General features: G+C 72.4%; 29 protein-coding genes. 1 reads left to right on the forward strand and 28 read right to left on the reverse strand.

All coding sequences use genetic code 11. The features are described from left to right. Window positions 1–36: 36 nt before the first annotated feature. From ABZS40_RS22580 to hisD, 14 genes are all read right to left on the reverse strand, one after another. The gene (locus ABZS40_RS22580) at window positions 37–579 is read right to left on the reverse strand and encodes a GNAT family N-acetyltransferase (RefSeq protein ID WP_354945301.1); all 543 of its coding nucleotides are present in this window, start codon (window positions 577–579) and stop codon (window positions 37–39) included. 11 nt (window positions 580–590) lie between these two features. Next, complete coding sequence (locus ABZS40_RS22585; protein WP_354945302.1) at window positions 591–1,808, reverse strand: helix-turn-helix transcriptional regulator; 1,218 nt, start codon at window positions 1,806–1,808, stop codon at window positions 591–593. A 606-nt stretch (window positions 1,809–2,414) separates the two neighbouring features. Beyond that, on the reverse strand, window positions 2,415–3,182 hold the full coding sequence (hisF, locus tag ABZS40_RS22590; protein ID WP_112582731.1) for an imidazole glycerol phosphate synthase subunit HisF: 768 nt from the start codon (window positions 3,180–3,182) through the stop codon (window positions 2,415–2,417). 73 nt (window positions 3,183–3,255) lie between these two features. Beyond that, complete coding sequence (locus tag ABZS40_RS22595; RefSeq protein ID WP_354945304.1) at window positions 3,256–4,251, reverse strand: NADP-dependent oxidoreductase; 996 nt, start codon at window positions 4,249–4,251, stop codon at window positions 3,256–3,258. A gap of 47 nt (window positions 4,252–4,298) precedes the next feature. Beyond that, window positions 4,299–4,730, reverse strand: a complete 432-nt coding sequence (locus tag ABZS40_RS22600) for an organic hydroperoxide resistance protein (RefSeq protein ID WP_354945307.1) — start codon at window positions 4,728–4,730, stop codon at window positions 4,299–4,301. A 5-nt stretch (window positions 4,731–4,735) separates the two neighbouring features. Beyond that, window positions 4,736–5,182: a MarR family transcriptional regulator gene (locus tag ABZS40_RS22605; protein ID WP_354945309.1), complete on the reverse strand. Its 447-nt coding sequence runs from the start codon at window positions 5,180–5,182 to the stop codon at window positions 4,736–4,738. 80 nt (window positions 5,183–5,262) lie between these two features. Then, a complete protein-coding gene (locus tag ABZS40_RS22610) occupies window positions 5,263–5,652 on the reverse strand; it encodes a RidA family protein (protein ID WP_354945311.1) in 390 nt (129 codons plus the stop codon). Beyond that, the gene (gene priA, locus ABZS40_RS22615; RefSeq protein WP_354945312.1) at window positions 5,649–6,374 is read right to left on the reverse strand and encodes a bifunctional 1-(5-phosphoribosyl)-5-((5-phosphoribosylamino)methylideneamino)imidazole-4-carboxamide isomerase/phosphoribosylanthranilate isomerase PriA; all 726 of its coding nucleotides are present in this window, start codon (window positions 6,372–6,374) and stop codon (window positions 5,649–5,651) included. The genes ABZS40_RS22610 and priA overlap by 4 nt, the downstream gene beginning before the upstream one ends. Before the next feature lie 14 nt (window positions 6,375–6,388). Continuing rightward, the gene (locus ABZS40_RS22620) at window positions 6,389–6,712 is read right to left on the reverse strand and encodes a hypothetical protein (RefSeq protein WP_354945313.1); all 324 of its coding nucleotides are present in this window, start codon (window positions 6,710–6,712) and stop codon (window positions 6,389–6,391) included. A 36-nt stretch (window positions 6,713–6,748) separates the two neighbouring features. After that, on the reverse strand, window positions 6,749–7,381 hold the full coding sequence (gene hisH, locus ABZS40_RS22625; protein WP_354945315.1) for an imidazole glycerol phosphate synthase subunit HisH: 633 nt from the start codon (window positions 7,379–7,381) through the stop codon (window positions 6,749–6,751). Between the two features lie 13 nt (window positions 7,382–7,394). Then, a complete protein-coding gene (locus ABZS40_RS22630) occupies window positions 7,395–7,565 on the reverse strand; it encodes a hypothetical protein (protein ID WP_354945317.1) in 171 nt (56 codons plus the stop codon). Continuing rightward, window positions 7,565–8,176 carry an imidazoleglycerol-phosphate dehydratase HisB gene (hisB, locus tag ABZS40_RS22635; protein ID WP_354945318.1) on the reverse strand — a complete coding sequence of 204 codons (612 nt, stop codon included), beginning with the start codon at window positions 8,174–8,176 and terminating at the stop codon, window positions 7,565–7,567. The genes ABZS40_RS22630 and hisB overlap by 1 nt, the downstream gene beginning before the upstream one ends. Next, a complete protein-coding gene (locus tag ABZS40_RS22640) occupies window positions 8,173–9,255 on the reverse strand; it encodes a histidinol-phosphate transaminase (protein WP_354945319.1) in 1,083 nt (360 codons plus the stop codon). Before ABZS40_RS22640 ends, hisB begins: the two co-directional genes overlap by 4 nt. Beyond that, a complete protein-coding gene (gene hisD, locus ABZS40_RS22645; RefSeq protein ID WP_354945320.1) occupies window positions 9,252–10,574 on the reverse strand; it encodes a histidinol dehydrogenase in 1,323 nt (440 codons plus the stop codon). Before hisD ends, ABZS40_RS22640 begins: the two co-directional genes overlap by 4 nt. A 106-nt stretch (window positions 10,575–10,680) precedes the next feature. Between hisD and ABZS40_RS22650 the strand changes: the two genes are divergently transcribed. Beyond that, window positions 10,681–11,388: an LON peptidase substrate-binding domain-containing protein gene (locus ABZS40_RS22650; protein ID WP_354945321.1), complete on the forward strand. Its 708-nt coding sequence runs from the start codon at window positions 10,681–10,683 to the stop codon at window positions 11,386–11,388. Here the strand turns inward: ABZS40_RS22650 and ABZS40_RS22655 are convergent. The 14 genes from ABZS40_RS22655 to ftsZ all read right to left on the reverse strand — a co-directional run bounded on the left by ABZS40_RS22655 (window position 11,303) and on the right by ftsZ (window position 23,918). After that, a complete protein-coding gene (locus ABZS40_RS22655; RefSeq protein ID WP_354945322.1) occupies window positions 11,303–12,133 on the reverse strand; it encodes a DUF2567 domain-containing protein in 831 nt (276 codons plus the stop codon). The two genes, ABZS40_RS22650 and ABZS40_RS22655, sit on opposite strands and share 86 nt — an antisense overlap. A gap of 56 nt (window positions 12,134–12,189) precedes the next feature. After that, window positions 12,190–13,863: an AAA family ATPase gene (locus ABZS40_RS22660; protein ID WP_354945324.1), complete on the reverse strand. Its 1,674-nt coding sequence runs from the start codon at window positions 13,861–13,863 to the stop codon at window positions 12,190–12,192. A gap of 95 nt (window positions 13,864–13,958) precedes the next feature. Beyond that, complete coding sequence (locus tag ABZS40_RS22665; RefSeq protein ID WP_354945325.1) at window positions 13,959–14,999, reverse strand: hypothetical protein; 1,041 nt, start codon at window positions 14,997–14,999, stop codon at window positions 13,959–13,961. Between the two features lie 42 nt (window positions 15,000–15,041). After that, window positions 15,042–15,986 (reverse strand): RluA family pseudouridine synthase, encoded by a 945-nt coding sequence (locus tag ABZS40_RS22670; RefSeq protein WP_091407730.1) that lies wholly within the window; start codon window positions 15,984–15,986, stop codon window positions 15,042–15,044. Further along, entirely contained in the window at window positions 15,983–16,597 is a 615-nt protein-coding gene (gene lspA, locus ABZS40_RS22675; RefSeq protein ID WP_354945326.1) for a signal peptidase II, read from the reverse strand. The genes ABZS40_RS22670 and lspA overlap by 4 nt, the downstream gene beginning before the upstream one ends. A 64-nt stretch (window positions 16,598–16,661) precedes the next feature. Continuing rightward, entirely contained in the window at window positions 16,662–17,081 is a 420-nt protein-coding gene (locus tag ABZS40_RS22680) for a TraR/DksA C4-type zinc finger protein (protein WP_354945328.1), read from the reverse strand. 226 nt (window positions 17,082–17,307) lie between these two features. Further along, window positions 17,308–18,807 (reverse strand): potassium/proton antiporter, encoded by a 1,500-nt coding sequence (locus ABZS40_RS22685; protein ID WP_354945329.1) that lies wholly within the window; start codon window positions 18,805–18,807, stop codon window positions 17,308–17,310. A 22-nt stretch (window positions 18,808–18,829) separates the two neighbouring features. Beyond that, window positions 18,830–19,135, reverse strand: a complete 306-nt coding sequence (locus ABZS40_RS22690; protein WP_354945330.1) for a DUF167 domain-containing protein — start codon at window positions 19,133–19,135, stop codon at window positions 18,830–18,832. Window positions 19,136–19,145: 10 nt separating this feature from the next. Beyond that, window positions 19,146–19,895: a hypothetical protein gene (locus tag ABZS40_RS22695; RefSeq protein WP_354945331.1), complete on the reverse strand. Its 750-nt coding sequence runs from the start codon at window positions 19,893–19,895 to the stop codon at window positions 19,146–19,148. 80 nt (window positions 19,896–19,975) lie between these two features. Continuing rightward, window positions 19,976–20,785 carry a DivIVA domain-containing protein gene (locus ABZS40_RS22700; protein ID WP_124820047.1) on the reverse strand — a complete coding sequence of 270 codons (810 nt, stop codon included), beginning with the start codon at window positions 20,783–20,785 and terminating at the stop codon, window positions 19,976–19,978. 44 nt (window positions 20,786–20,829) lie between these two features. Beyond that, the gene (locus ABZS40_RS22705) at window positions 20,830–21,135 is read right to left on the reverse strand and encodes a YggT family protein (RefSeq protein ID WP_354945332.1); all 306 of its coding nucleotides are present in this window, start codon (window positions 21,133–21,135) and stop codon (window positions 20,830–20,832) included. A gap of 30 nt (window positions 21,136–21,165) precedes the next feature. After that, window positions 21,166–21,858: a cell division protein SepF gene (gene sepF, locus ABZS40_RS22710; protein WP_238667380.1), complete on the reverse strand. Its 693-nt coding sequence runs from the start codon at window positions 21,856–21,858 to the stop codon at window positions 21,166–21,168. Between the two features lie 191 nt (window positions 21,859–22,049). Continuing rightward, on the reverse strand, window positions 22,050–22,793 hold the full coding sequence (locus ABZS40_RS22715) for a YggS family pyridoxal phosphate-dependent enzyme (RefSeq protein WP_354945333.1): 744 nt from the start codon (window positions 22,791–22,793) through the stop codon (window positions 22,050–22,052). A gap of 9 nt (window positions 22,794–22,802) precedes the next feature. Further along, window positions 22,803–23,918, reverse strand: coding sequence for a cell division protein FtsZ (gene ftsZ, locus ABZS40_RS22720; RefSeq protein WP_354945334.1), 1,116 nt, complete (start codon window positions 23,916–23,918; stop codon window positions 22,803–22,805). Window positions 23,919–24,055 lie beyond the last annotated feature (137 nt).

A 24,055-nucleotide genomic window follows, 5' to 3' on the forward strand; every position in this document is an offset into this window, starting at 1 on the left:
CGTCGCGATGCTCGGCGCGGCGGAGGCGGCCAAGGATCAGCGACGCGGGACCGGCGCAACGGGCAGCGGCAGGACCAGCAGGTGCATGGGGGTGCCGTCGGGCATCGCTGACCCGCCGACCTGCTGCCATCCCGCGCGCTGGTAGACGGCACGGGCCGGTGCTGCCGGATTGGACGCGAGAGTTGCCCACCGCTCGGGCCGCCCGTCGAGGAGCCGACGGATCAGTTCCGCGCCGATGCCCGCACCGCGCCGGTCGGGATGCACAATCCACTCCATCACCGCGAACTTGTCGGCGGCCCGCAGATCGCTGGAAGGCTCGGTGTCGGCGCGCGTCCACCAACGGCCGGCTGGCAACCTCCACCCGTACGCCGCACCCACCAGCACGCCCCCATCCTTGGCAACCACGAGAGTGAACCCGTCGCGTCGCGTCTCGTCGGGCAAACCATTGGTGAAGCCGGCCACCTGCTCCGGTCCCTCGACGTACGGTGGCTCGGCGTAGACGACCGCGTACAGACGCACCAGCGCCGGAACCAGCGCCGTGGCCGATTCGGCGGTGTGCACGCTGTACGTCACCGGCATAGCGGATGAACCTAGGCCCGAACCCGGTCGGCGAGATCCGCGAACGCCGGCCTTGACCGCTCGGTCGTGGGTACGGCAGCCGTGACCTGGGCGGCCACCGACCGCAGCAGGTGGTTGTGGAGGCGAACTGGCAGTGCGTCGAGGGTGTCGGCGGCATGACGCAACCCGTCGGGAATGTGCCCGCCCCGAATCAGCCGGGCAGCCTGATGCAGTTGCACCTGCGCACGTAACCGCACCTGCGACGCCGGGTACAGGTCGAGGGCCCGCTCCTGCGCGGCCTCCGCGTCGACCAGACGGCCGGCGTGCGTGTACACCCACGATTCGGTGTGGTGAAGCCGATGCTCCGGCCACCCCCACAACGACTCCACGTCGCCCGCTATCGCGGCCGGTAGCTGCTGGGCCAGGTCGGCGAGTTGCCGCACCGTCGCCACCGCCTCCGCATGCCGCCCGGCCAACGACAGGGCTTGGGACCGGCCGGCGAGCAACCCGCAGGCCGCCGACGTGGCCTCTCGGCCCAGCAGAGGCAATGCCTTGTCCGACAGGGCGACGATCGTCGACGGTCGGCGTCCGTCGTAGCAGCCGTTCACCACATCCCACGCTCGCACCAACATTCGAATGTCGGTGTCCCCCGATTCGCCGGCGACGCGATGGGCGGTCTGCCACCAGCGGCGACCCATCACGGTCTGCCCCGACGCGACAAGGCTCAACGCGACGATGACGGATAGGTGCGCGGCAGCCCGCAGGAGACCAGGTCGGCGCCTACCGGTGTCGGCTGCGACCTGGTGTTGCAGCACGGTCAGGTCGGCTCTCAGCTGGGCCATCAGCGCGGGATGGGCTTGCCGGTAGTAGCTGTGGCCGTACTCGGCCGCGATCTGCTCCCACTCGTCGTGGTCGGGCGTCACCGCGTCGCCGAGGCCGTGGCGAAGGGCTTCGAACCCTGCCAGAGGCGCGACGGCGGGGGCGGCGGCCAAGGTGGTCATGGCACGCAGCATGGTGCGTCTGTGCATGTCGGTGGCACCGGCTCGGTCGGTCCGGTACGCCTCGACGAGCGCGCCGTCAGCGTCCAAGGCCCGATCGCAGGCCGCGGCCAGCGCATCGGTGGGACGGCGTCCGCCACGCTCCACCTGAGCGATGTGGCTGTACTGAAAGTGGATGAGCGAACCGAGCTGCCGCAGGGACAGCCCGGCGCTCTCGCGATGCCGTCTGAGTAGCTGCCCGAAGGTGTCCATCTCCGACCCCCAGCGTGTGCAGGAGCGTGTGCACACCGCGCACGCCTGCCGTAGGCCCAGCTTATCGGCCACGCTCGACGTATCAGTCCATCTGGCGCAGCAGCTTCCGACGGGAGCGACGGGAACTGTGGACATCACCGGAAAGGCAGACACCCCTTGCCCTCGAAGCCGAACATGACCGACAGCCTTCAGGTGCCTACGGGCACCCCGCTGCACCTGCTGGCATGGGAGATCAGCCCCAATCCGACCAACCGCGACGAACTGGTGTGGGCGGTGGTGGTGGACCCGCAGCATGTCGGCGGCATGGTGCGGTTGCGGGGGCACACGTGCGCGGCCCCGTACCGAATTGTGCCGGCGGGTGGTGCTTCGAGGCGCAGGTGTCGGTTGCGGCGATCCTCGCGAACACGGAAGGAGTCCGGTGAGTGCGCCCAGCCCGGAGCAACTGGCCCGATGGTGGCGGGTTCTGGCCGAGCATGAGCAGCGACACGGGCGATGCCCGATCTGCGGCACCTGTGCCCGGTGCTGGGCATGGGCGGGAGCGTTCGCAAGTCTGATCGCGCACGACGCGTACCACCTGGGCCCGGCGCGGACGGCGGCCCCGCCTGGCTAGCGCACCGGATGGCCGCCGAGGCGCAGCGCGTCCTTGACCTCGGCGACGGTCAGCTCGCCGAAGTGGAAGACGCTGGCGGCGAGCACCGCGTCGGCGCCGGCGCCGATCGCGGGCGGGAAGTGGGCCACCTCGCCGGCGCCCCCACTGGCGACCACCGGCACGTCCACCACCGCGCGCACCGCGGCGATCAGCTCCAGGTCGAAGCCGGCCTTGGTGCCGTCGGCGTCCATCGAGTTGAGCAGGATCTCGCCCGCGCCCAGCTCGGCGCCCCGGTGCGCCCACCACACGGCGTCGATGCCGGTGCCGCGCCGACCGCCGTGCGTGGTGACCTCGAAGCCGCTGGGCGTGCCGCCGTTGGGCGAGCGCCGCACGTCGAGGGAGAGCACGAGCACCTGCCGGCCGAACCGGTCGGCGATCTCGGCGATCAGCTCTGGACGGGCGATGGCGGCGGTGTTCACACCAACCTTGTCCGCCCCGGCGCGCAGCAGCGTGTCCACGTCGGCGACCTGCCGGACCCCACCGCCGACGGTCAGTGGGATGAACACCGACTCGGCGGTGCGGCGCACCACGTCGAGCATGGTGCCCCGGTCGCTGGAGGACGCTGTGACGTCGAGGAAGGTCAACTCGTCCGCGCCGGCCCGGTCGTACGCTGCGGCCAGCTCCACCGGGTCGCCGGCGTCACGCAGGTCGAGGAAGTTGACCCCCTTGACCACCCGCCCGGCGTCCACGTCCAGACAGGGGATCACCCGTACCGCCACCGTCATGCCGCGAGCCTATCCTCCGCACACGCGACGGCGGTCGGCCCGATCGGGTCGACCGCCGCACACGAGTTCTGCGTCACACCTTGACGAGCATCTTTCCGAGGTTGTCGCCGCGCAGCAGGCCGAGGAACGCGGCCGGGGCGTTCTCGATGCCGTCCACGATCGTCTCGTCGTAGGACAGCGTTCCGTCGCGCAGCCAGCCCGCGACGTCGCGCACGAACGCCGCTCGCACGTCGTTGTGGTCGTTGACCAGGAAGCCGCGCAGGGTGAGCCGCTTGCCGATGACCAGCGCCAGGTTGCGCGGGGCGGCCGGCGGCTCGGTGGCGTTGTACTGCGCGATCATGCCGCAGATGGCGGCCCGACCGTGCAGGTTCATGGCCGAGATCGCGGCCTCCAGGTGATCACCACCGACGTTGTCGAAGTAGACGTCGATGCCGTCGGGGGCGGCCGCCCGCAGCGACTCGCGGACCCCGTCGTGGTAGTCGAAGGCGGCGTCGAAGCCCAGCGCCCGCAGCCGCTCGACCTTTGCCGGCGAGCCGGCGCTGCCGATCACCCGGCCGGCGCCCTTGAGCTTGGCGATCTGGCCGACCAGGCTGCCCACCGCGCCGGCCGCGGCGGACACGAAGACCGTCTCGCCGGGCTTCATCGCGGCAACCTCCAGCAGCCCGGCGTACGCGGTCAACCCGGTCATGCCGAGGACGCTCAGGTATGCGCTGACCGGGGCGATGCTCGGGTCGACCGGGCGAGCCGCGGTGGCGTCGAGCAGCGCGTACTCCCGCCAGCCCAGCCCGTGCAGGACTGTGGTCCCGACGGCGACATCCGCCGCCTCGCTGGCCACCACCTCGCCGATCGCGGCGCCGTCGAGCGGCGCGTCGAGCGCGAACGGCGGCACGTACGACTTGACGTCGTTCATCCGCCCGCGCATGTACGGGTCGACGGACAGGTACTGGTTGCGGACCACGATCTGGCCCGGTCCGGGCGTCGGGACCTCGGTCTCGACGAGCCGGAAGGTGTCGTCGGTGGGCCAGCCCTGGGGGCGGCTGGCCAGGTGGATCTCGCGGTTGCTGGTCATGGGGTGGTCGTCCTCTCGTCCGCGGATGGGGGCCTGGGGCCGCGAGGTCACGCGGACAGGGTCTCGCGGACGGTCAGCGTGACGTCGACGTTGCCACGGGTGGCGTTGGAGTACGGGCAGACCTGGTGGGCCTGCTCGACGACCTGCTCGGCGACCTCGCGGGGCGCGGCGGGCAGGTCGACGACGAGCTGCACGGTGAGCCCGAAGCCGCCGCTGCCGTTCGGGCCGATGCCCACCTCGGCGCCGACCACGGAACCGGTCACGTCGGCCTTGGCCCGGCGGGCCACCAGTCGCAGCGCGCTGTGGAAGCAGGCCGCGTAGCCGGCGGCGAAGAGCTGCTCGGGGTTGGCCGCGCCACCGGCGCCGCCCATCTTCTTCGGCACGGCCAGGTCGAGCGCGAACGTGCCGTCGGAGGTCTCGACGTGGCCGTCCCGGCCGTCGCCGGAGGCGGTCGCGGACGCGGTGTAGATGACCTGCATGAGAGTCACTGCTCCTTCTGTCGATGGATGGTGTCGGTGACCCGGGTGAGGGTGTCGCGCAGCGCGACGAGCTCGTCGAAGCCCAGCCCGGTGGCCAGCGCGATCCGCAGCGGGACGTCGCCGACCCGCTCGCGCAGCGCCCGGCCCTGCTCGGTGAGGCCCACCTCGACCCGCCGCTCGTCGCGGGCCGACCGCCGCCGCACCACCAGGCCCGCCCCCTCCAGCCGCTTGAGCAGCGGGGAGAGCGTGCCGGAGTCCAGTCGCAGCTCGGCGCCCAACTCGGACACCGTGGGGGCGTCATCGGGACGCTCCCAGAGCACCAGCAGCACCAGGTACTGCGGGTAGGTCAGCCCGACCTCGTCGAGGATCGGCCGGTAGACGTCGGTGAGGGCGCGCGACGCGGCGTAGAGCGCGAAGCACACCTGCCGGCGCAGCACCAGGTCATCGGTCACCGCTGAACCGTAGCCCACAATTAAGTTGTGCACAACTTATCGGGCCGCAGGACAACCGGCAGGCCGCTCGGGCGCATACCTCAACGATCGCCGAGGTACGCCTCCAACTCCACCTCGACCAGGTGCTCCGGGTCCAGCAGACCGGCCACCACCACCAGGGTGGCCGCCGGCCGGACCGCGCCGAAGACCGCGTTGTGCGCCCGGCCCACCTCGTCGGCGTGCAGCCGGTCCGTCACGTACATCCTGGTCCGGACCACGTCGCCCAGCTCCGCACCCACCTCGGCGAGCGCGGCCAGCCCGATGTGCAGCGCCTGCGCGGTCTGCGCGGCCGCGTCACCGACGTGCACCACCCGGCCGTCCACCGTCGCCGTACAACCGGCCGTCCAGGCCCGCTCACCGGCCCGGACCACCCGGGAGTACCCGTAACGCTGCTCCCACGGGCCACCCGACCCCAGCCGGGTCGTCGTCACGCCTCGGCCAGCGTCCGCAGCGCCTCGGCCACTGTGAAGGCACCCGCGTAGAGCGCCTTGCCGGCGATCACACCTTCCACCCCGGCCGACTCCAGACTCGCCAACGCCCGCAGGTCGTCGAGTGTGGACACCCCGCCCGAGGCGATCACCGGCCGGTCCGTACGGGCACACACCTCGCCCAGCAGATCCAGGTTCGGCCCGCGCATCGTGCCGTCCTTGGTGATGTCGGTGACCACATACCGGCTCGCGCCCGCCTTGTCCAGCCGCTCCAGCACCTCGTACAGGTCACCACCGTCGCGGGTCCAACCCCGCGCCGACAGGGTGTGACCCCGCACGTCCAGCCCGATGGCCACCCGGTCGCCGTACTCCGCGACCACCCGGTCACACCAGACCGGGTCCTCCAGGGCGGCGGTCCCGATGTTCACCCGGGCCGCACCGGTGCCCAACGCCGCGCGCAGCGACTCGTCATCACGGATGCCCCCGGAGAGCTCCACCTTCACGTCCAACTGGCGCACCACCTCCGCGAGCAGGTGCGCGTTGGTGCCCCGACCGAACGCCGCGTCCAGGTCGACCAGGTGGATCCACTCCGCGCCGTCCTGCTGCCAGGCCAGCGCCGCGTCCAACGGGTCGCCGTAGATGCTCTCGCTACCGACGGCGCCCTGCACGAGCCGGACGGCCCGGCCGTCAGCGACATCCACGGCGGGTAACAGGGTGAGGCTCAAGGTCTTCTCCTCGATCAGGTACGACGGTCCAGGGCGATCACGACGATCGCCGGCAGTACGAGCAGCAGGAGCACGATCAGCGCGATACGCAACGCCAGGTTGTCGACGAACGTCCAGATCAGGAGCAACGCCGCGCCGGTGAGCAGCGCGATCGCGGCCCGCTCACCCCGAGTGTGCCGGGCCAGCCGCCCGGAGCGACCCCGCCGCAGCTGCGGCGTCAAGCCGCGGACCACCGCGCGACGGCGCTGCCGGCGGGCGACCTGGCGCTGCCGTACCGCCCGCTCCCGAGCCTGCTCCGCCTCCCGCTCCGCACGCCGACGGGCGCGTTCCCGGCTCACCGCGACGCCCGCCGCTCGGACACCGCGCGACGACGCTCAGTCACCGCTGGGCAACGTGGCGAGCCAGTTGCGCAGCAGCGCGGCACCGGTGTCGGCGGACTTCTCCGGGTGGAACTGGGCAGCCGACAACGAGCCACGCTCCACCGCCGCGACGAAATCCGTGTCGTGGTGGGCGGTGGTCACCGTGGCACCGGCAGCGGCCAGCGCCGCCGGGTCGCCCATCGCGTACGAGTGGACGAAGTAGAACCGGCTCTGCTCCGTCAACCCGGCGAACAGCACCGACTCCCGGGGTGCCCGCACCGTGTTCCATCCCATGTGCGGCAACCGGGTGGCGGCCAGCCGGGTCACCCCGCCCGGCAGCAGGCCCAGCCCCTTGGTCACCACGCCGTGCTCGTCGCCGTGCTCGAACAGCACCTGCATGCCCACGCAGATGCCGAGCACCGGCCGGCCAGCAGCCACCCGTTCGGCGATCACCGGGCCGGCGCCCAGCGCCTCGATCCCCGCCATGCACGCCGCGTACGCGCCCACACCCGGCACCACCAGACCGTCGGCGGCAGCCGCCGCGGTCAGGTCGTCGGTCACCCGGACGTCCGCTCCGGCGGCGGCCAGCGCCCGCTCCGCGGAGCGCAGATTGCCCGAGCCGTAGTCGAGCACCACCACGTCACTCATGTCGTCACCCCGATCACCCGTTGTCCGGCAGCAGCCGCAGCACCCCGGCGACAGTGGCGAGCACCGCGAGCGCCGCGGTGATCAGCACGGCGGCCTTCGGCGCGCCCTGCCGGTAGAGCGACCAGGTGCCACCCACCAGCACCCCGGCCAGGATCAGCAGCAACGTCGGCAACGCGGCACCCATCAGAGCGCGCCCTTCGTGCTCGGGATCGCCCCGGCCGAACGCGGGTCGATCGAGGTGGCCTCGCGCAACGCGCGGGAGACCGCCTTGAACTGCGCCTCCACCACGTGGTGCGCGTCCGGGTGACCACACGGCCGGGCCGCCCGCAGCACGTCGACGTGCAGCGTGACCCGGGCCGCCTGGCCGAAGGACTCCCAGATGTGCCGGGTCATGCTGGTCGCGTACACCGGCCCGATGTAGGGGGCGAGCACCGGCTCGTCGTGCACCACGTACGGCCGACCGGAGAGGTCCACCGCGGCCCGGACCAGCACCTCGTCCATCGGCACGGTCGCCGAGCCGTACCGCCGGATGCCGGCCTTGTCGCCCAGCGCCTCGTCGAACGCCGCACCCAGGGCGAGCGCGGTGTCCTCGATCGTGTGGTGCGCGTCGATCTCCAGGTCACCGACTGTGCGCACGGTCAGGTCGAAGCCGCCGTGCCGGGCGATCTGGTGCAGCATGTGGTCGTAGAAGCCGACGCCGGTGCTGATCTCGGCGGCGCCGGTGCCGTCGAGGTCGATCTCGACGAGGACCTTGGTCTCCTTGGTGATCCGTTCCACCCGGGCGGTCCGACTCATGACGAAGTCTCCATTGCAGAAAGGAACGCGTCGGTCTCGGCGGCGGTGCCGGCGGTCACCCGCAGCCAGCCGGGCAGGCCGACGTCACGGACGAGCACACCCTGCGCCAGCAGGGCGTTCCAGACGACGGTCTGGTCGCCGCCCACCTCGAAGAGCACGAAGTTGGCGTCGCTGTCGGCGACCCGCAACCCCCGCTCGCGCAGCGTCGCCACGATCCGGTCCCGCTGCGCCATGATCGCGCTCACCGTACCGAGAAGGGCATCGCGGTGGGCCACCGCCGCGCGTGCGGCGGCCTGGGTGAGCGCGGAAAGATGGTACGGCAGACGGACGAGCTGCACCGCCCGCACCACCGCCGGGTCGGCGGCCAGGTAACCCAGCCGGCCGCCGGCGAAGCCGAACGCCTTGCTCATCGTCCGGGTGACCACCAGCCGCGGGTGGCCGGGCAGCACCGCGAGGGCGCTGACCGTCCCGGGCCGGGCGAACTCGGCGTACGCCTCGTCGACGACCACCATGCCGGGCGCGACGTCCAGCACCGCGGCGATCACCGCCGGGTCCAGTGCCGTTCCGGTGGGGTTGTTCGGCGAGCAGAGAAACACCACGTCCGGCCGGTGCTCGCGGACCTGGGCGACCGCCTCCTCGGCGGTCAACCCGAAGTCGACGCCGCGCGCGGCGGGCACCCACCGGGTGCTGGTGCCGAGGGCCAGCAGCGGGTGCATCGAGTACGCCGGAACGAAGCCGAGCGCGGTGCGCCCCGGCCCGCCGAACGCCTGGAGCAGCTGTTGCTGGATCTCGTTGGAGCCGTTGGCCGCCCACACCTGCTCGACGGTGAGCTCGTGCCCGAGGTATTCGGCCAGGTCGGCGCGGAGCGCCACCGCGTCCCGGTCCGGATAGCGGTTCAGCTCACGAAGCTCGGCAGCGAGCGCCTTGCCGATCGCCTCGACCACCGGCTCCGGCACCGGGTGGGAGTTCTCGTTGGTGTTGAGCCGCACCGGCACGTCCAGCTGCGGCGCCCCGTACGGCGACAACCCCCGCAGGTCGGCCCGGATCGGCAGATCGTCCAGATCGGTGCGCTCACTCACGCCGTGCCCCCCGGGAAACGGGCCTGGACCGCCTGGCCGTGCGCGGGCAGGTCCTCCACTCCTGCCAGGGTGACCACGTGCGGGGCCACCTCGCGCAGCGCGGCCTCGGTGTATTCGATCAGGTGCACGCCGCGCAGGAACGACTGCACGGACAGGCCGGAGGAGTGCCGGGCGCAGCCGCCGGTGGGCAGCACGTGGTTGGAGCCGGCGCAGTAGTCGCCGAGCGACACCGGCGACCAGGCACCCACGAAGATCGCCCCGGCGTTGCGGACCCGCAGCGCCCACTCCCGGGCGTCGACCGTCTGGATCTCCAGGTGCTCGGCCGCGTACGCGTCGACCACCCGCAGCCCCGCCTCCAGGTCGTCGACCAGGACCACACCGCTCTGCTCACCGGTCAGCGCCGTGGTGACCCGCTCGGTGTGCTTGGTCGCCGGCACCTGCCGGGCCAACTCCGCCTCGACCGCCTCGACCAACGCCACCGACGGGGTGACCAGCACGCTCGCGGCCAGCGGGTCGTGCTCGGCCTGACTGATCAGGTCGGCGGCCACGTGCGCCGGGTCGGCCGTGTCGTCGGCCAGGATGGCGATCTCGGTCGGCCCGGCCTCGGCGTCGATGCCGACCACACCGCGCAGCAGCCGCTTGGCGGCGGTCACCCAGATGTTGCCCGGACCGGTGATCAGGTCGACGGGGTCGCACCGCAGCTCACCCGCCGGGTCCACCGCCGCGCCGTACGCCAGCATCGCCACCGCGTGGGCCCCGCCCACGGCGTACACCTCGTCGACGCCGAGCAGCGCGCACGCGGCGAGCACCCGGGGGTCGGGCAGGCCGCCGTTGTCCTTCTGCGGCGGGCTGACCACCACCAGCGAGCGCACCTCGGCCGCCTGGGCGGGCACCACGTTCATCACCACTGTCGACGGGTACATCGCCAGGCCACCGGGCACGTAGAGGCCGACCCGGTCGACCGGCAGCCACCGCTCGGTGACAGTGCCGCCGGGCACCACCTTCGTGGTGTGGTCGGTGCGCCGCTGGTCGGCGTGCACCCGACGGGCCCGGGCGATGGACTCCAGCAGCGCGGCACGCACCGCCGGGTCGAGCACGCCCTCCGCCTCGGTGATCGCCTCGACCGGCACCCGCAGCACCTCCGGGGAGATGCCGTCGAAACGTTCGCTTGCCTCCCGGATAGCCGGGTAGCCATGCTCACGGACCGCCTCGACCAGGGGCCGGATGCGCTCGACGGCGACGGACACGTCGAGCTGGGCACGGGGCAGCAGGCGGCGCGGGTCACCGAGACCGTCGCGCAGGTCGATCCGATTCAGCACCCTTGCGAGTCTAGGCGGCCGGCCCGACGTCCACCCGAGCCGCCCGTCCGCTCAGACGGTGAGCCGGGCCACGCCCCCGGGGGCGAGATTGGTTAGGCTCGACCATGTGACCGCACGGCTGCCGGTTTTCCCGCTCGCAACGGTGCTCTTTCCCGGGTTGGTGCTGCCGCTGCACATCTTCGAGGAGCGCTACCGAGCGCTGGTCCGACACCTGGTCGACCTGCCCGAGGGTGCCCCGCGCGAGTTCGGCGTGGTGGCCATCCAGGCCGGCTGGGAGGTCGCGCCCGCCGGTCCCGCCGGCGCCCCGGCCTCGTCGAGCGTCGGCGAGGTGACGCTGCACGAGGTGGGCTGCACCGCCGAGCTGCGCCAGGTGACCGAGCTGGCCGACGGTGGCTTCGACATCGTCACTGTCGGCCGCCGCCGCTTCCGGATCGCCGAGGTCGACGACAGCGCCGAGCCCTACCTGACCGCCGACGTCGAGTGGCTGCCCGACCCGGGCGGCCCGGACGAGGTGGCCGATCTGCTGGCCGCCCGGGTGATCGCGGTGTTCCGGCAGTACCTCGGCCTGATCCGCTCCGACCCGGAGGAGATCTCCGAGCAGTTGCCGGAGGACCCGACTGTGCTCTCGCACCTGGTGGCGGCGACCGCGGCGCTCACCGTCGACGACCGGCAACGGCTGCTGGCGATCGACGACACCGCCTCCCGGCTCCGCGCCGAGCTGCGGTTGCTCAACCGCGAGGCGGCTCTGCTGCGTCAGGTGCGGGCGGTTCCGGTGCCGCTGGCGGAGCTGGCGTCCCCGCCGACACCCAACTGAACTCCCCCGGCTCGGGTTCCGGGCGTAACCCCGGCCACCGCGACCAGCCGGCCAGCAGGGTGTACATGACCGCGGCCCCGAACGCCGGCAGCAGCAGGTTGCCGTGCGGCACCGGCAGCACGCCGAGCAGCCAGTCCACCCCACCGGCCCGCAGGTCGGCGGGTTTGCTGAAGGCCTGCCCGGCCGGGGCGGTCGCCAGCAGCTTCTCGAAGGTGGCCAGGCCGATCCGCCGTCCCACCTGCCAGGCCACCGGCGCGGCGACCAGCGCGCCGAGCACCGCGGCGAGCAACCCGACCGGGCCGCGTCGCCGACGCAGCACGAACCACAGGGCGAGCGCCACGAGCAGCCCGAAGGCGAGCCCGAGCAGGCTGAACCATCCGTCGGCGGCGATCGGCTGCTCCGGTTGCGGCTCGGCGTAGATCGCCCCCTCGGCGGTCTTGAGAACCGGGGTGTCCGGCGCGAGCGCGGCCCAGAGCAGCCCGAGCGGAACACCCAGCGCGGCCAGCGCGAGCACGGCGGCCAGCACCGCCGCCAGGGCACGCAGCGGACGACGCGGCTCGTCGAACCGAAGCTCCAGCGAGCTCTGGTACGCCGCCGAGGCCGGCAGGTGGCCCGGGCCGAACTCGCCCGGCGCTGTCCCGGTCGACGGGTCGGCCTCCGGCGGTCTCGCGTCCGGCGTGCGGGGTCGCGCGGATTGGTCGGGCTCGTCGACGGGCCGCTCGCGATCGGGGTTGTCCGGGCTCACCCGATGATCCTCTCAGGCCCGGTGCGCGGCCGGGGCTCCGGTGGCGGCAGACCAGCTCACCGGGCGAACGGCTCCACCATCATCGCCGCGGCCCGCATCCACGCCTGCCGGGTCTCCGGCTGGAGCTGGTGGTACTCGATCGACGACCCGGTCTCCAGAGCCGGGTCGTACGGCACGACGGCCACGCCCCGGGTACGGGTGGCGAAGTGCCGCTCCAGGTCGTCCTGGAGCGTCGATCGGCCCGGGGTCGGGCAGGAGATGAGGGTGATGGCGTTGTCCGCCAACTCGCCCATGCCCTCCTCGTGCAGCAGGTCGAGCATCCAGTCCGCGCTGAACGCCGCGTCCTCCCGGGGCACTGTGGTCACCACCAGCTGGTCGGCGGCCTGCATCACAGTGCGCCAGTTGGGGCTCTCCACGTTGTTGCCGGTGTCCACGCAGACCACGTCGTGGGTACGCCGCAGCAGCTCCAGCACCCGCCGGACGGTGAACTGGTCCAGTCGCTGGGCGAAGCGCGGGCTCTCCTCGCCGGCCAGCACGTCGTACGAGCCGTCGGAGGCGTGCCGCAGGTAGTCGTCCAGCCGGTCCAGCAGGGTCGCGTCCTCCAGGATCTCGATCTGGGCCAGGTCGCTGATCAGGTGCCGGATCGTCCGGGCGTGCCGTGCGCTGCCGGCGCGCAGGCCGAGGGTGCCGCGCAGCTCGTTGTCGTCCCAGGCCAGGACGCCCTTGCCGCGCACGCTGCCGACCGTCGCCGCGGCGAGCACTGTGGCCGTCGTCTTGTGCACTCCGCCCTTGGGGTTGGCGAAGGCGAACACCCGGGGCGTGCCCAGGTCCCGTTGGAGCACCCCGTTGGCGCGCTCCTGCTCCTGGTCGACCGCCGGTGGGCGCCATTCGATCCGGGCCGGGTAGGCACGTTCGGCGACCGCCGAGCCGACCGCCGGGGCGGGCGGCGGCGGGACTGGGACGGCGACCGGCGGCGCGGGCGGCGGGGCGACCGGCGGGGGTGGTGGCGCGACGGCCGGGTAGCCGGTCTCCGGCTGGTAGCCGGTCTCCAGCAGGGCGTAGCGCGACTCCACCGGCGGGTCGCCCGGTCGGTAGCCGTTGTCCAGCAACGCGTAGCGCGACGGGACCGGGTCGGGGCCGCGTGCCGGCGGCTCCGGCTCGGCCCGGTACGTCGGCTCGGCGCGGTAGTCGGGCTCGGCCCGGTAGTCCGGCTCGGCGCGGTAGTCCGGCTCGGCGCGGTAGTCCGGCTCGGCCCGGTAGTCCGGCTCGGCCCGGTAGCCGGGCGTGGCGCGGTAGTCCGGCTCGGCCCGGTAGCCGGGCTCGGCGCGGTAGTCCGGCTGCTCGGTCCGGTACGCCGGCTCCGCTCGATAGTCCGGCTCGGCCCGATAACCCGGCTCGGTCCGGTACGCCGGCTCGGTCCGGTAGGCGGGCTCGGCCCGGTAGTCCGGCTCGGCCCGGTAGGCGGGGTCGACCCGGTAGGTCGCCTCGGCCCGGTAACCGGGCTCCGCCCCGTACGACAGGTCGGCCGGATGCCCGATGGCGGGTGCCCGCCCGGCGTAGCCGTTGGGGGCCGCACGCCGTGGCAGCGGGTCCGGCGGCGGCTCCTCGCCGCGCCGCTCCTGCTCGGTCTGCTCCGCGCCGCGACCGCCCAGCCGGGCACGGTCCAACAACGCGCGCCACCGCGGCGCTGGTTCGGCCGGCCGGCCCCAGCCGGTCTCACTGCCCTCCACGGCCCGCCCTCCCAGCGCCATCGATCTCTGTCTGACAGGCTACGAACCCAACCCTATTCGGACCACACCTCAGAGCGCACACCAGCCGGCGCAGATCACGACGACGGCGACGACGGCGACGGCTCGGCGACGGTGGCGTCCGGCGAGGTGGTGACACTCGGCGGCGCCGACTCGGTCGGCTCCGGCTTCGACGGTTCGGGTGACGGAATCGTCACGACTGGCGCGGGTTCCGACGATTCGCCCACGGGGGTCGAGGGCGCCGGTGCGCTGATCAGCGGCGCCGGCCGCTCGGACTGGGTCGGTGCGGGGCTCGGCCCGGTGTCGGCCGGCGGGCGCACCACGTCGCGCTGCTCAGGCAGGGGTGGCGTGAAGACCGTCCGATCCAGCCGGTACACCTCGGGGGCGGGATCGACCGCCCGTACATCCGGGCGGGCCGCGACACCGCGCAGCGCCACCGGGGTCGCGCGAACCACCGCCGCGTAGACGCAGGCGCAGCCGGTGCGGTACGCGGCCGCCTCGGCGGCGGCCACCTCGGCGCCGCTGGCGTACTGCTCCCGCAACTCCCGCTCGCCCACCCCGTCGCCGTCGACCGCGGCGGCCCTGGCCCGGTAGTCGGCGGCCTCGGTCTCCTTGCGGGCCGCCACCTGCTCCATCCCGGCGACCACGTCGTCAGGCACCCGCAGCGCGGGGATCTTGACGATCTCGGTCTGCCGGCCGGGCAGCGGGACCCGCCCGAAGACGGTCGAGACCCCGACGTCGCCGAGCACCGTCGCCAGCCGCTGCGGAGGCAGGTACGCACCGAGGGTGACCAGCGCGTACGTCCCACCCTCGGCGGCCTCGGCGGCCTCGGCGGACGCGGGCAGCGCGGCCAGGTCGGCCGCGGCGGACCGCAGGTAGCCGGGGACGGAATCGCCGTCGGCAACGCCGACCCGGGTCACCTCGCCCACCGTCCGGTCGCCGATCGGCCTGTCGTCGACGGCCCAGACGGCGGTGCCCAACACGGCCGCCGCGGAGAGCACGGCGGCCCAACTGAGCACACCGGATCGCGACGACCGGTCGCCCAGCCGGGCCACGGCCCGGGTCAGCGGCGGCAGCAACCGCTGGTCCAGCTGCCGCAGCAGGTTGCCGGCGCGCACGGGCGGGATCCCCTCTGTGGAACGGTGTCGGGCGGTCGCCGCTCAGTCACGCAGGATCTGAAGCGCACGGTCCAGATCGTCAGGGTAGTCGCTGACGAACCGGACCTCGTCCCCCGTTCGGGGGTGCAAAAAGCTCAGTTCGCGGGCGTGCAGCCACTGCCGGGCCAGGCCGAGACGGGCCGAGAGGGTGGGATCGGCGCCGTACGTGAGGTCACCCACACAGGGGTGACGCAGGGTGGAGAAGTGCACCCGGATCTGGTGGGTCCGGCCGGTCTCCAGCCGGACGTCGACCAGACTTGCCGCCGGGAACGCCTCCAGGGTGTCGTAGTGGGTGATGCTCGGCTTGCCGCCGGAGACCACCGCCCACCGGTAGTCGTGGGTGGGGTGCCGGTCGATCGGCGCGTCGACGGTGCCCCGCAGCGGGTCAAGGTGACCCTGCACCACAGCGTGGTAGCCCTTGTCGACCTCGCGGTACTTGAAGGCCCGCTTCAACGCCGTGTACGCCTGCTCGCTCTTGGCCACCACCATGATCCCGGTGGTGCCCACGTCGAGCCGGTGCACCACCCCCTGGCGCTCGGCGGCGCCGCTGGTGGAGATGCGGTGCCCGATCGCGGCGAGCGCGCCGATCACCGTCGGCCCGGTCCACCCGGGGCTCGGGTGCGCGGCCACCCCGACCGGCTTGTCGACCACGACGATGTCGTCGTCGGCGTAGACGACCCGCAGGCCCGGCACCGCCTGCGGCACCACTGTCGGCGGCGCGACCGGGGCGGGCAGGGTGACGTCCAACCAGGAGCCGGCCTTGACCTTGTGCGAGTTGGGCCGGGCGGAGCCGTCGACCAGCGCGTCTCCGGCGTCGACAAGGGCCGCGGCGGCGGTGCGGGAGAGCCCGAACAGGCGGGACACGGCCTGGTCCAGGCGCATGCCGTCGAGGCCGTCCGGAACCGGAAGGGAACGGTGGTCGCCGCCAGCGGCGAACGCGGAGGTCATGCCCGCTCCCGCTGCTCGGCGCCCGACGCGGCGTCCGTCGTGGCCGGGTCGCCGTCGCGCCCCGCCCGCCGGCCGTCACGCTGGCGGCCGGTCAGCTCCAACAGGACGGCCAGCAGCACGCCGCAGACCAACGAGCTGTCGGCCAGGTTGAACACCGGCCACACCTGACCGTACGGGTCGAAGAGGCTGATCATGTCGACCACATGCCCGTGGAACGGGGACGGCGCCCGGAAGATCCGGTCGACGAGGTTGCCCAACGCGCCACCGAGCACCAGGCCGAGCGAGATCGCCCAGGGCAGCGAACGCAGCCGCAACGCCATCCAGACGATCCAGCCGACCACACCGATGGTGATCAGCGGGAAGATCCAGGTGTGGTCCGCGCCGATGCTCCAGGCCGCGCCGCTGTTGCGGGTCAGGCTCAGGTAGACGAACCCGCCGAGCAGCCGGACCGGCTCCCGGTCGGTCAGCGCTGCCAGCGCCAGGTGCTTGGTGACCAGGTCGGCCAGCAGGGCCACCAGGGCGACCCCGGCGAGAATCGCGACGGCCCGGGGCCGGCGGGTGCCGCCGCCCGGATCGATGCGGCCGGGTTCGGCGGACGGTACTGCGGTCATGCGCTCCCCATCGACAGTCTTGGCGGTGATCGCTCACCGTCTCATCGCCGCCGGGGAACGGACCTCAGCGCCGCTCCTCCAGCTGCTTGCACGTCACACACAGGGTGGCCGACGGGAAGGCGGCGAGGCGCTCGACCGGGATCGGGTTGCCGCACCGCGCGCACCAGCCGTAACCACCCTCGTCGAGGCGCTCCAGAGCGCGCTCCACCTGCGTGATCCGTTCCAGAATGCTGTTGGCGAGAGAGATCTCCTGCTCCCGCTCGAGCGTCTTCGTGCCCGTGTCGGCCTGGTCGTCCCCGGCCGAGTCGGTCAGCCGATCGCGCTGCAGCTCGGTGATCTCACTCAGCGTCTGATCGTACTCGGCACGAAGCTCGTCCCGCCGCGCCGCCAGCGCCGCCCGGATCTTCTCGGTCTCCGCGGTGCTGCGGGTGGCCTTCGCCGCCGGCTTGCGCCCGGCGGTCCTGGTGTCGGATGGCTTCGCCATGGGTCGCTCCCTCGGCCGGGGGAACCGCGCGGTCCGCGGCGCCTGGTCAGGGGGCGCCGACCAGGGCGTCCCCTATGTACGAAAAGGGGCGCACGGCGACGATGGCCGCGCACTCCGGAGGTTGGCAAGAATACGGAACGTACCGGCGTCCGACAACGTGCCGCACCGTCGCACCGTCTAACAGCCCCTAGCCCTGCCCAACTGGGGCAAAGGGAACGCTAGCAGATCAATTGGGCACCTCATCCCCGTACTCACCAAACCATCGGGCCAGACGACCCCGCCGACTGACAGCCCGCAACCGCCGTTCCGCCGCGTCCCGCACCCCTGCGGTCGCCACGATCAGCAGACTGTCGCCGGTCTTCAACCGGGTGTCCGGTGCGGGCACGAAGCCCACGCCGTCGCGCAGCACCAGGGTCACCGACGCGCCCAGCGGAAGACGCAGCTCGTCGACGTGCACGCCGGCCAGACGCGAGCCCGGTGAAACCTCCACCTGGAGCAGGTCCGCCCGCATCCGCTCCAGCGGCGCGGTCTCCACGTGGATCTCGGCGGCCTCGGCCGGCGCGGTCACCCGCAACCGGCGGGCGAACGGCCCCAGCGTACCGGTCTGCACCAGCGTGAAGATCACCACCAGCACGAAGACCACGTCGAAGAGCCGCTCCGCGCCGGGCACCCGCTCGGAGAGCGGAATGGTGGCCAGCACGATCGGCACCGCCCCGCGCAGCCCGGCCCAGGACAGGAACGCCTGTTCTCGAAGGCCGACCCGGAACGGCAACGCCGTGACGGCCACCGACAGCGGCCGGGCCAACAGCACCAGAGCCAACCCGGCGACCACCGCGGGCAGCACCGCCGCGTCCAGCCGGCCCGGCGAGGCCAGCAACCCGAGCAGCACGAACAACCCGATCTGGGCGAGCCAGGCCAGCCCGTCCGCGAAACCGAGAATCGCCTGCCGGTGCGACAGGCGGGCATTGCCCAGCAACACCCCTGCCACATAGACGGCGAGGAAGCCCGAGGCGTGCAGAACGGCCCCCGCGGCGTACGCCAGCACGGTGATGCCCACGGCGGCGATCGGATAGAGCCCGGCCGAGGGCAGCGCCGCCCGGCGCAGCGCCCAGGTACCGGCGACGCCAGCGGCCACGCCCACCGCCGCGCCGACGCCCAGCTCGTAACAGACCAGCGCGACCTCGTACCACCACGGGTGCGCGAAGCCCTGATGGGACAGCAGCACCACCAGCAGCACCACCGGGGCGTCGTTCATCCCCGACTCGGCCTCCAGTGTCGCCACCAGCCGGGGCGGCAGCCGCAGTCGGCGCAGGGTGGCGAAGACGGCCGCCGCGTCGGTGGACGAGAGCACCGCGCCGTAGAGCAGCGCCAACCGCCAGTCCAGCCCCAGCAGCAGGTGCACGGCCACGCCGACCACCACGATGCTGACGATCACGCCGACCGTGGAGAGCGCGGAGGCCAGCCCGAGCACCGGGCGCAGCGTGGTCCACCGGGCGGTGAGGCCGCCCTCCGCGATGATCACGATCAGCGCGCAGAAGCCGAGGGTCCGGGTCAGCTCGACGTCGTCGAAACGGATGCCCAACCCGCTCTCGCCGATCGCCACACCCAGAGCCAGGTAGACCAGGAGGCTGGGCACGCCGAGCCGGGTGGAGAGTCGCACCGCGCCGACAGCGACCAGCAGCACCGCCGCACCGAGCAGCAGCGCAATGTCCAACCCGGGCGTCACGGCTGCCTTGCCTGGGCTGTCCTCACTCGGCGGATCCGTCGCGCAGGCGGCGCAGCACCTCGGGCAACCCCGGGTCGGGCCGATCGACGAGGAAGAGCTTGTCCCGGCTGGCCGCCCCGGCACGCAGTGACACGGCGGCCGGTCGGACGCCCAACGCGCCAGCCAACGCCCGGCGGGCAGCCTCGGTGGCCCGACCGTCGACGGCCGGGTCGTGGACCGCGATCACGAGGGCGGGCCCGTGCGGGCCGTCGAAGCGGCCACCCACCCGGTCCCGGGAGGCGCCGGGCTTCACCCGTACCGCCACGGTGAGCGTGTCCTGAGCGGGCACCGGCGCCGCTTCAGATCGGCCGGGCGTCGGCGAGGAGAGCGGTCGCCGGCGCGCAGTGCGCGCACGGAGTGAAGCCGAGGTCCACGGCCTCGGCGACCGGCAACGTCTCGGGCTGCCAGCCGATCAGGTGGGGGCAGCCGTCGAGGTGGTAACGGGGGCGGCCGTCGACGACCTCGACGGCGTCCAGCAGGCGGGCCACCCGGGCCGCCTCGGCGGCCGTGATCTGCTGAGCGGCCGGCTCGTCGACCGCCGCGACCGCGGGGTCGAACACGTCGTCGCTCGACGCCGCGATCGGCGACGCCGGGCTGACCGGCCGGGCCCGCGAGGACACCTCGTCCGCCGTGCTCACGAACGGCGACGCGTCATCGACGTGCGGCGGGTCGACCGGCGGCGCCTCATCGACCGGCGGCGCATGGTCGACCGGCGGCGCGGGTGGTTGCCGCCACCCGGTGCCGCCGGTACCAAACATCGTGGGCACGTGCTGGACCGGCACTTCCGGCTCGACCAGCGGTGGCCCGTACGCGACACCCGGTGTGGCCTGGCTGGCCGTGCGGGGCGCGTCAGGGTGCCGCCGGTCGGTCCGGCCGGGATCCGCCATGGCGCGGTTGGCGGCTGCCTGGCGGGCGCCCACCACCAACGCCACGGCGGCCAGCAGACTGGCCGCGATGGAGATGACCAACAAGAAGCTGGAGCCACCGGCCAGGCCGAGCACCAGCAGCACCACAGCGACGAGGATGAGCAGAAGACTTGCGACTATCACGGCTCACCCCCGCCGCGTCGAACCGTCCAGGCCGGGCCGGCGACCGTCACCATTGGCGGACAGCGATCGCCGGCCGGTGCTCAGCGTCCGGCTTCGAGGGCGCCGGAGCGCCCGCCGCCGCCGTACGAACCAGCGAGACCCGCTGCGGCCAGCCCGTTGCCGCCAGCGACACGGCCAGCTTCGGAGCGGGTCATCTCGGCCTCGAGGCCCTGGCCACGACCGTCGAGGTCACGCAGCTGGCTCTCCAGGTACGCCTTGAGCCGGGTGCGGTACTCGCGCTCGAACTGCTTGAGCTCCTCGATGTGCTTCTGCAGCGCCGTGCGCTTGGCGTCCAGGCCGCCCATGGCCTCCTGGTGCCGCTGGCGGGCGTCCCGCTCAAGGGCGTCAGCCTTGGCGCGCGCCTCCCGGGTCACCTCCTCGGCCTTGCCGCGAGCCTCGGACAGCAGCTGGTCGGCCTCGCGGCGAGCGTCGGACACGTGGTCGTCGGCGGTGCGCTGGGCCATCATCAGCACGCGCAGGGCCTGCTGCTCACCGTCACCGGTGACGCCGCCGGCCGGGCCGCCGGTCGCGCGGACCTGCTCCAGCTCGGCCTGCATCGCGCGGGCAGCCTGCTCGGCCGCCGACTTGTCGCGCTGCACCCGGTCCAGTTGGGCCTTGACATCGTTGAGCTCCGCCGCCAGTCGGGCGTCGCCGCCGGGGCCGGCGGGGGCGCCGCCACGGCCGCCGCGCTCCACCTGGGCGCGCAGCTCGTTGTTCTCCTCGATGAGACGGGCGAGCTCGCGCTCGACCTCGTCAAGGAAGGCGTCGACCTCCTCCTCGTCATACCCCCGTTTGCCGATCGGCGGCTTTTTGAAGGCGACGTTGTGGACGTCGGCCGGGGTCAGCGGCATCGAAACTCCTCGGGTCAGTTGCGGCCGCGAAAGCGCGTCGGTCATCAGGCAGATGCCCTGATCGACGGCCCTAACACGAACTCCATCAGCACGAACAGGATAACCAGGAGCACAAGGGAGGCCAGGTCGATGCTCACGGTACCAATTCGCAGCGGAGGGATCACACGCCTCAACGCGTTGAGAGGGGGATCAGTGACGCTCCACACGGATTCCAATCCTGCCGATGCTCCACGCCCCGGTTGCCAGCGACGGCCGTACTGAAGGACGGCGCTCAACACGAACCGGGACAGAAGAAGGAGCAGGAAGACATAAAGGATCAGGTACAGCACTTGCAGTAAGATCGAAAACACGGTCAGCGACGTCCCTCGGGTCGGGCGGGGTCAACTCAGACTGAAAAAGCCGCCCTCAGCGATCTTGGCTTTGTCCTCTGCGGTGACCTGGACGTTAGCCGGTGAGAGCAGGAACACCCGATTGGTCACGCGCTCGATCGTACCGCGCAGGCCGAACGCCAGTCCGGCGGCGAAGTCCACCAGACGGCGGGCATCGGCCTCATCCATCTCGGTGAGATTGATGATCACCGGGACGCCGTCGCGGAAGTGCTCACCGATGGTGCGCGCCTCCCGGTAGGTGGTGGGGTGCAGCGTGGTGATCTGGTAACGCTGCTCCTCCTCGGGCAGGGCCCGCTCACGCGACGTGACCTGCGGCGCGAGAGCCAGGTTGTCCCGAGTGTGGTAGGTCAACGCACCGGAGGTCTCACCCGCCGACGACCTGGTGATCGACCGGACGCTGGACCGCTCGATCCGCTCCGGCCGCTCACCGTCACCGCGCTCGGACTCGCTCAACCGCCCGCTCGACCGCTCGGAGAGTCGACCCCGCCCGCTGTCGCGCGGCCGGGGAGCCGGCGGCTCCTCGGCGTCGTCCTCGTCGTCGTCGGCGAACTCCTCGGCGTACCGGCTCTGCCGGTAACGCGAGTCGCGGTAACCACCCTTGTCGTAGCCACCGTCGTCGTAGGCCCGCTCGTCGTCTTCTTCGACCAGACCGAGCCAGACCCCCGCCTTGCGCAGTGCACCCATCCCGCGCCCTTCCGTCCGCCGTGCGGCACGCGCCCCCGTGCCATGTCGCCCGTCGCGAGTGGACAACCATGCCCATCGGACCGGAACGGCAATCCCCCAGCGCGCGATTCGCGTCGCGCGCCACGACCCCCGACTAGGAGACGCCCGCCCCTGAAACAACACTGATGTAATTTGCTTGTCTCGCGGTCAGGCTACCGCAGCGTGGGACGCATTCCGAGCAACGCGCTACCGACGCGGACATGTGTCGCGCCGTAACGGATCGCGATTTCGAAATCTCCGCTCATACCCGCGGACAACGCGGTGGCTCCCGGATGGACAGCCCGAAACGCGTCGGCAACCTCCGCGAGCCGGGCGAAGGCCCGCTCCGGCTCCCATCCCAGCGGAGCGACCGCCATGAGACCGACCAGACGCAACCCCGGCGCGTCGGCCACCGCCTCGGCCACCGGCTCCAGACCGGCGCCCGGATCCGCCGAGTTAGGCAGGGCTCCGCCCCGGGCCGCGTCGCCGTCGATGCTCACCTGAATCAAAGCGTCGAGTGGCTCCTGCCGGTCGGCGGTCGCGGTGGCCAAGGCCCGGGCCAGCCGGACACTGTCGACGGAGTGCACCACGTCGGCGTAGCGGACCACCGAGCGGGCCTTGTTGCGCTGCAACTGGCCGATGAAGTGCCAGCGGGGACTCACCCCGGCGGCAGCCACCTCGGCGGCCTTGCCGGCCGCCTCCTGGTCGCGGTTCTCCCCCATGTCGGTCACCCCGAGCCCGGCCAGCGCCAACACGTCGCTGGCCGGGTAGGTCTTCGTCACCGCGATCATCGTGACCTCGGCGCGGTCCCGGCCGGCCTGCGCGCAGGCGTCATCGACCCGGGACCGAACCTGGGCCAGACCGGCCGCGAGTTCGGCCTGCCGATCTGGTCGTACCGTGGCTGAGCTGTCGGTCATCGGCGGTGCTCAGGACCCGTTCTTGAGGAAGTCGGGAACGTCCACGTCGTCGAAGAGCACGCGACGCGGCGACTGGGCCGGAGCCGGGCTGGTGGCCGGCGTCGGCGTCGGAGTGCTCTGCGGTGCCGGCTGGTTGGTGTTGGTCTTGCGGGTCGGCTCGGCCGCCTTGTACGCGGGCGTGCCACCGTCGAAGCCCGCCGCGATGACCGTCACGCGCACCTCGTCACCGAGCGCGTCGTCGATGACCGCGCCGAAGATGATGTTGGCGTCCGGGTGGGCCGCGTCGGTGACCAGCTGGGCGGCATCGTTGATCTCGAACAGGCCCAGGTCGGAGCCGCCGGCGATGGAGAGCAGCACGCCCCGCGCGCCGTCCATGCTCTGCTCCAGCAGCGGGCTGGAGATGGCCGCCTCGGCCGCCTCGACCGCGCGGTTCTCGCCGCGGGCGCTGCCGATGCCCATCAACGCGCTGCCGGCGCCGCTCATCACGCTCTTGACGTCGGCGAAGTCCAGGTTGATCAGACCCGGGGTGGTGATCAGGTCGGTGATGCCCTGCACACCCGAGAGCAGCACCTGGTCGGCGGTGCGGAACGCGTCCATCATGCTGATGTTGCGGTCGCCCAGGGCCAGCAGCCGGTCGTTCGGGATGACGATCAGCGTGTCGCACTGGTTGCGAAGCTCGTCTATCCCCGTCTCGGCCTGCACCTGACGGCGCTTGCCCTCGAAGGAGAACGGCCGGGTCACCACGCCGATGGTCAGCGCGCCGAGCTTGCGGGCGATGTTGGCCACCACGGGCGCGCCGCCGGTGCCGGTGCCGCCGCCCTCGCCGCAGGTCACGAAGACCATGTCGGCGCCCTTGAGCACCTCCTCGATCTCGTCGCGGTGGTCCTCGGCGGCGTTCTTCCCGACGTCCGGGTTGGCCCCGGCCCCCAGGCCACGGGTCAGCTCCCGGCCGACGTCGAGCTTGACGTCGGCGTCGCTCATCAGCAGCGCCTGCGCATCGGTGTTGATCGCGATGAACTCGACGCCCTTGAGCCCAACCTCGATCATCCGGTTGACGGCGTTGACGCCGCCACCCCCGATGCCGACGACCTTGATGACCGCCAGGTAGTTGTGCGGAGGTGTCATCTCCGGTCCTTTCCTTCGAGATTGGCTTCGGCCGACGGCGTGGCCAGACCAGCGGCCGACGACAGCTGTCACCAACGAGGATCACGGGGTGAACCCTAACCCTCTACTAGAGGCTTACAGTTATGTCAACCACTGAA

This window comes from Micromonospora sp. NPDC005324 (assembly GCF_040607155.1).
GTDB classification, from domain to species: Bacteria; Actinomycetota; Actinomycetes; order Mycobacteriales; family Micromonosporaceae; genus Micromonospora; species Micromonospora trifolii.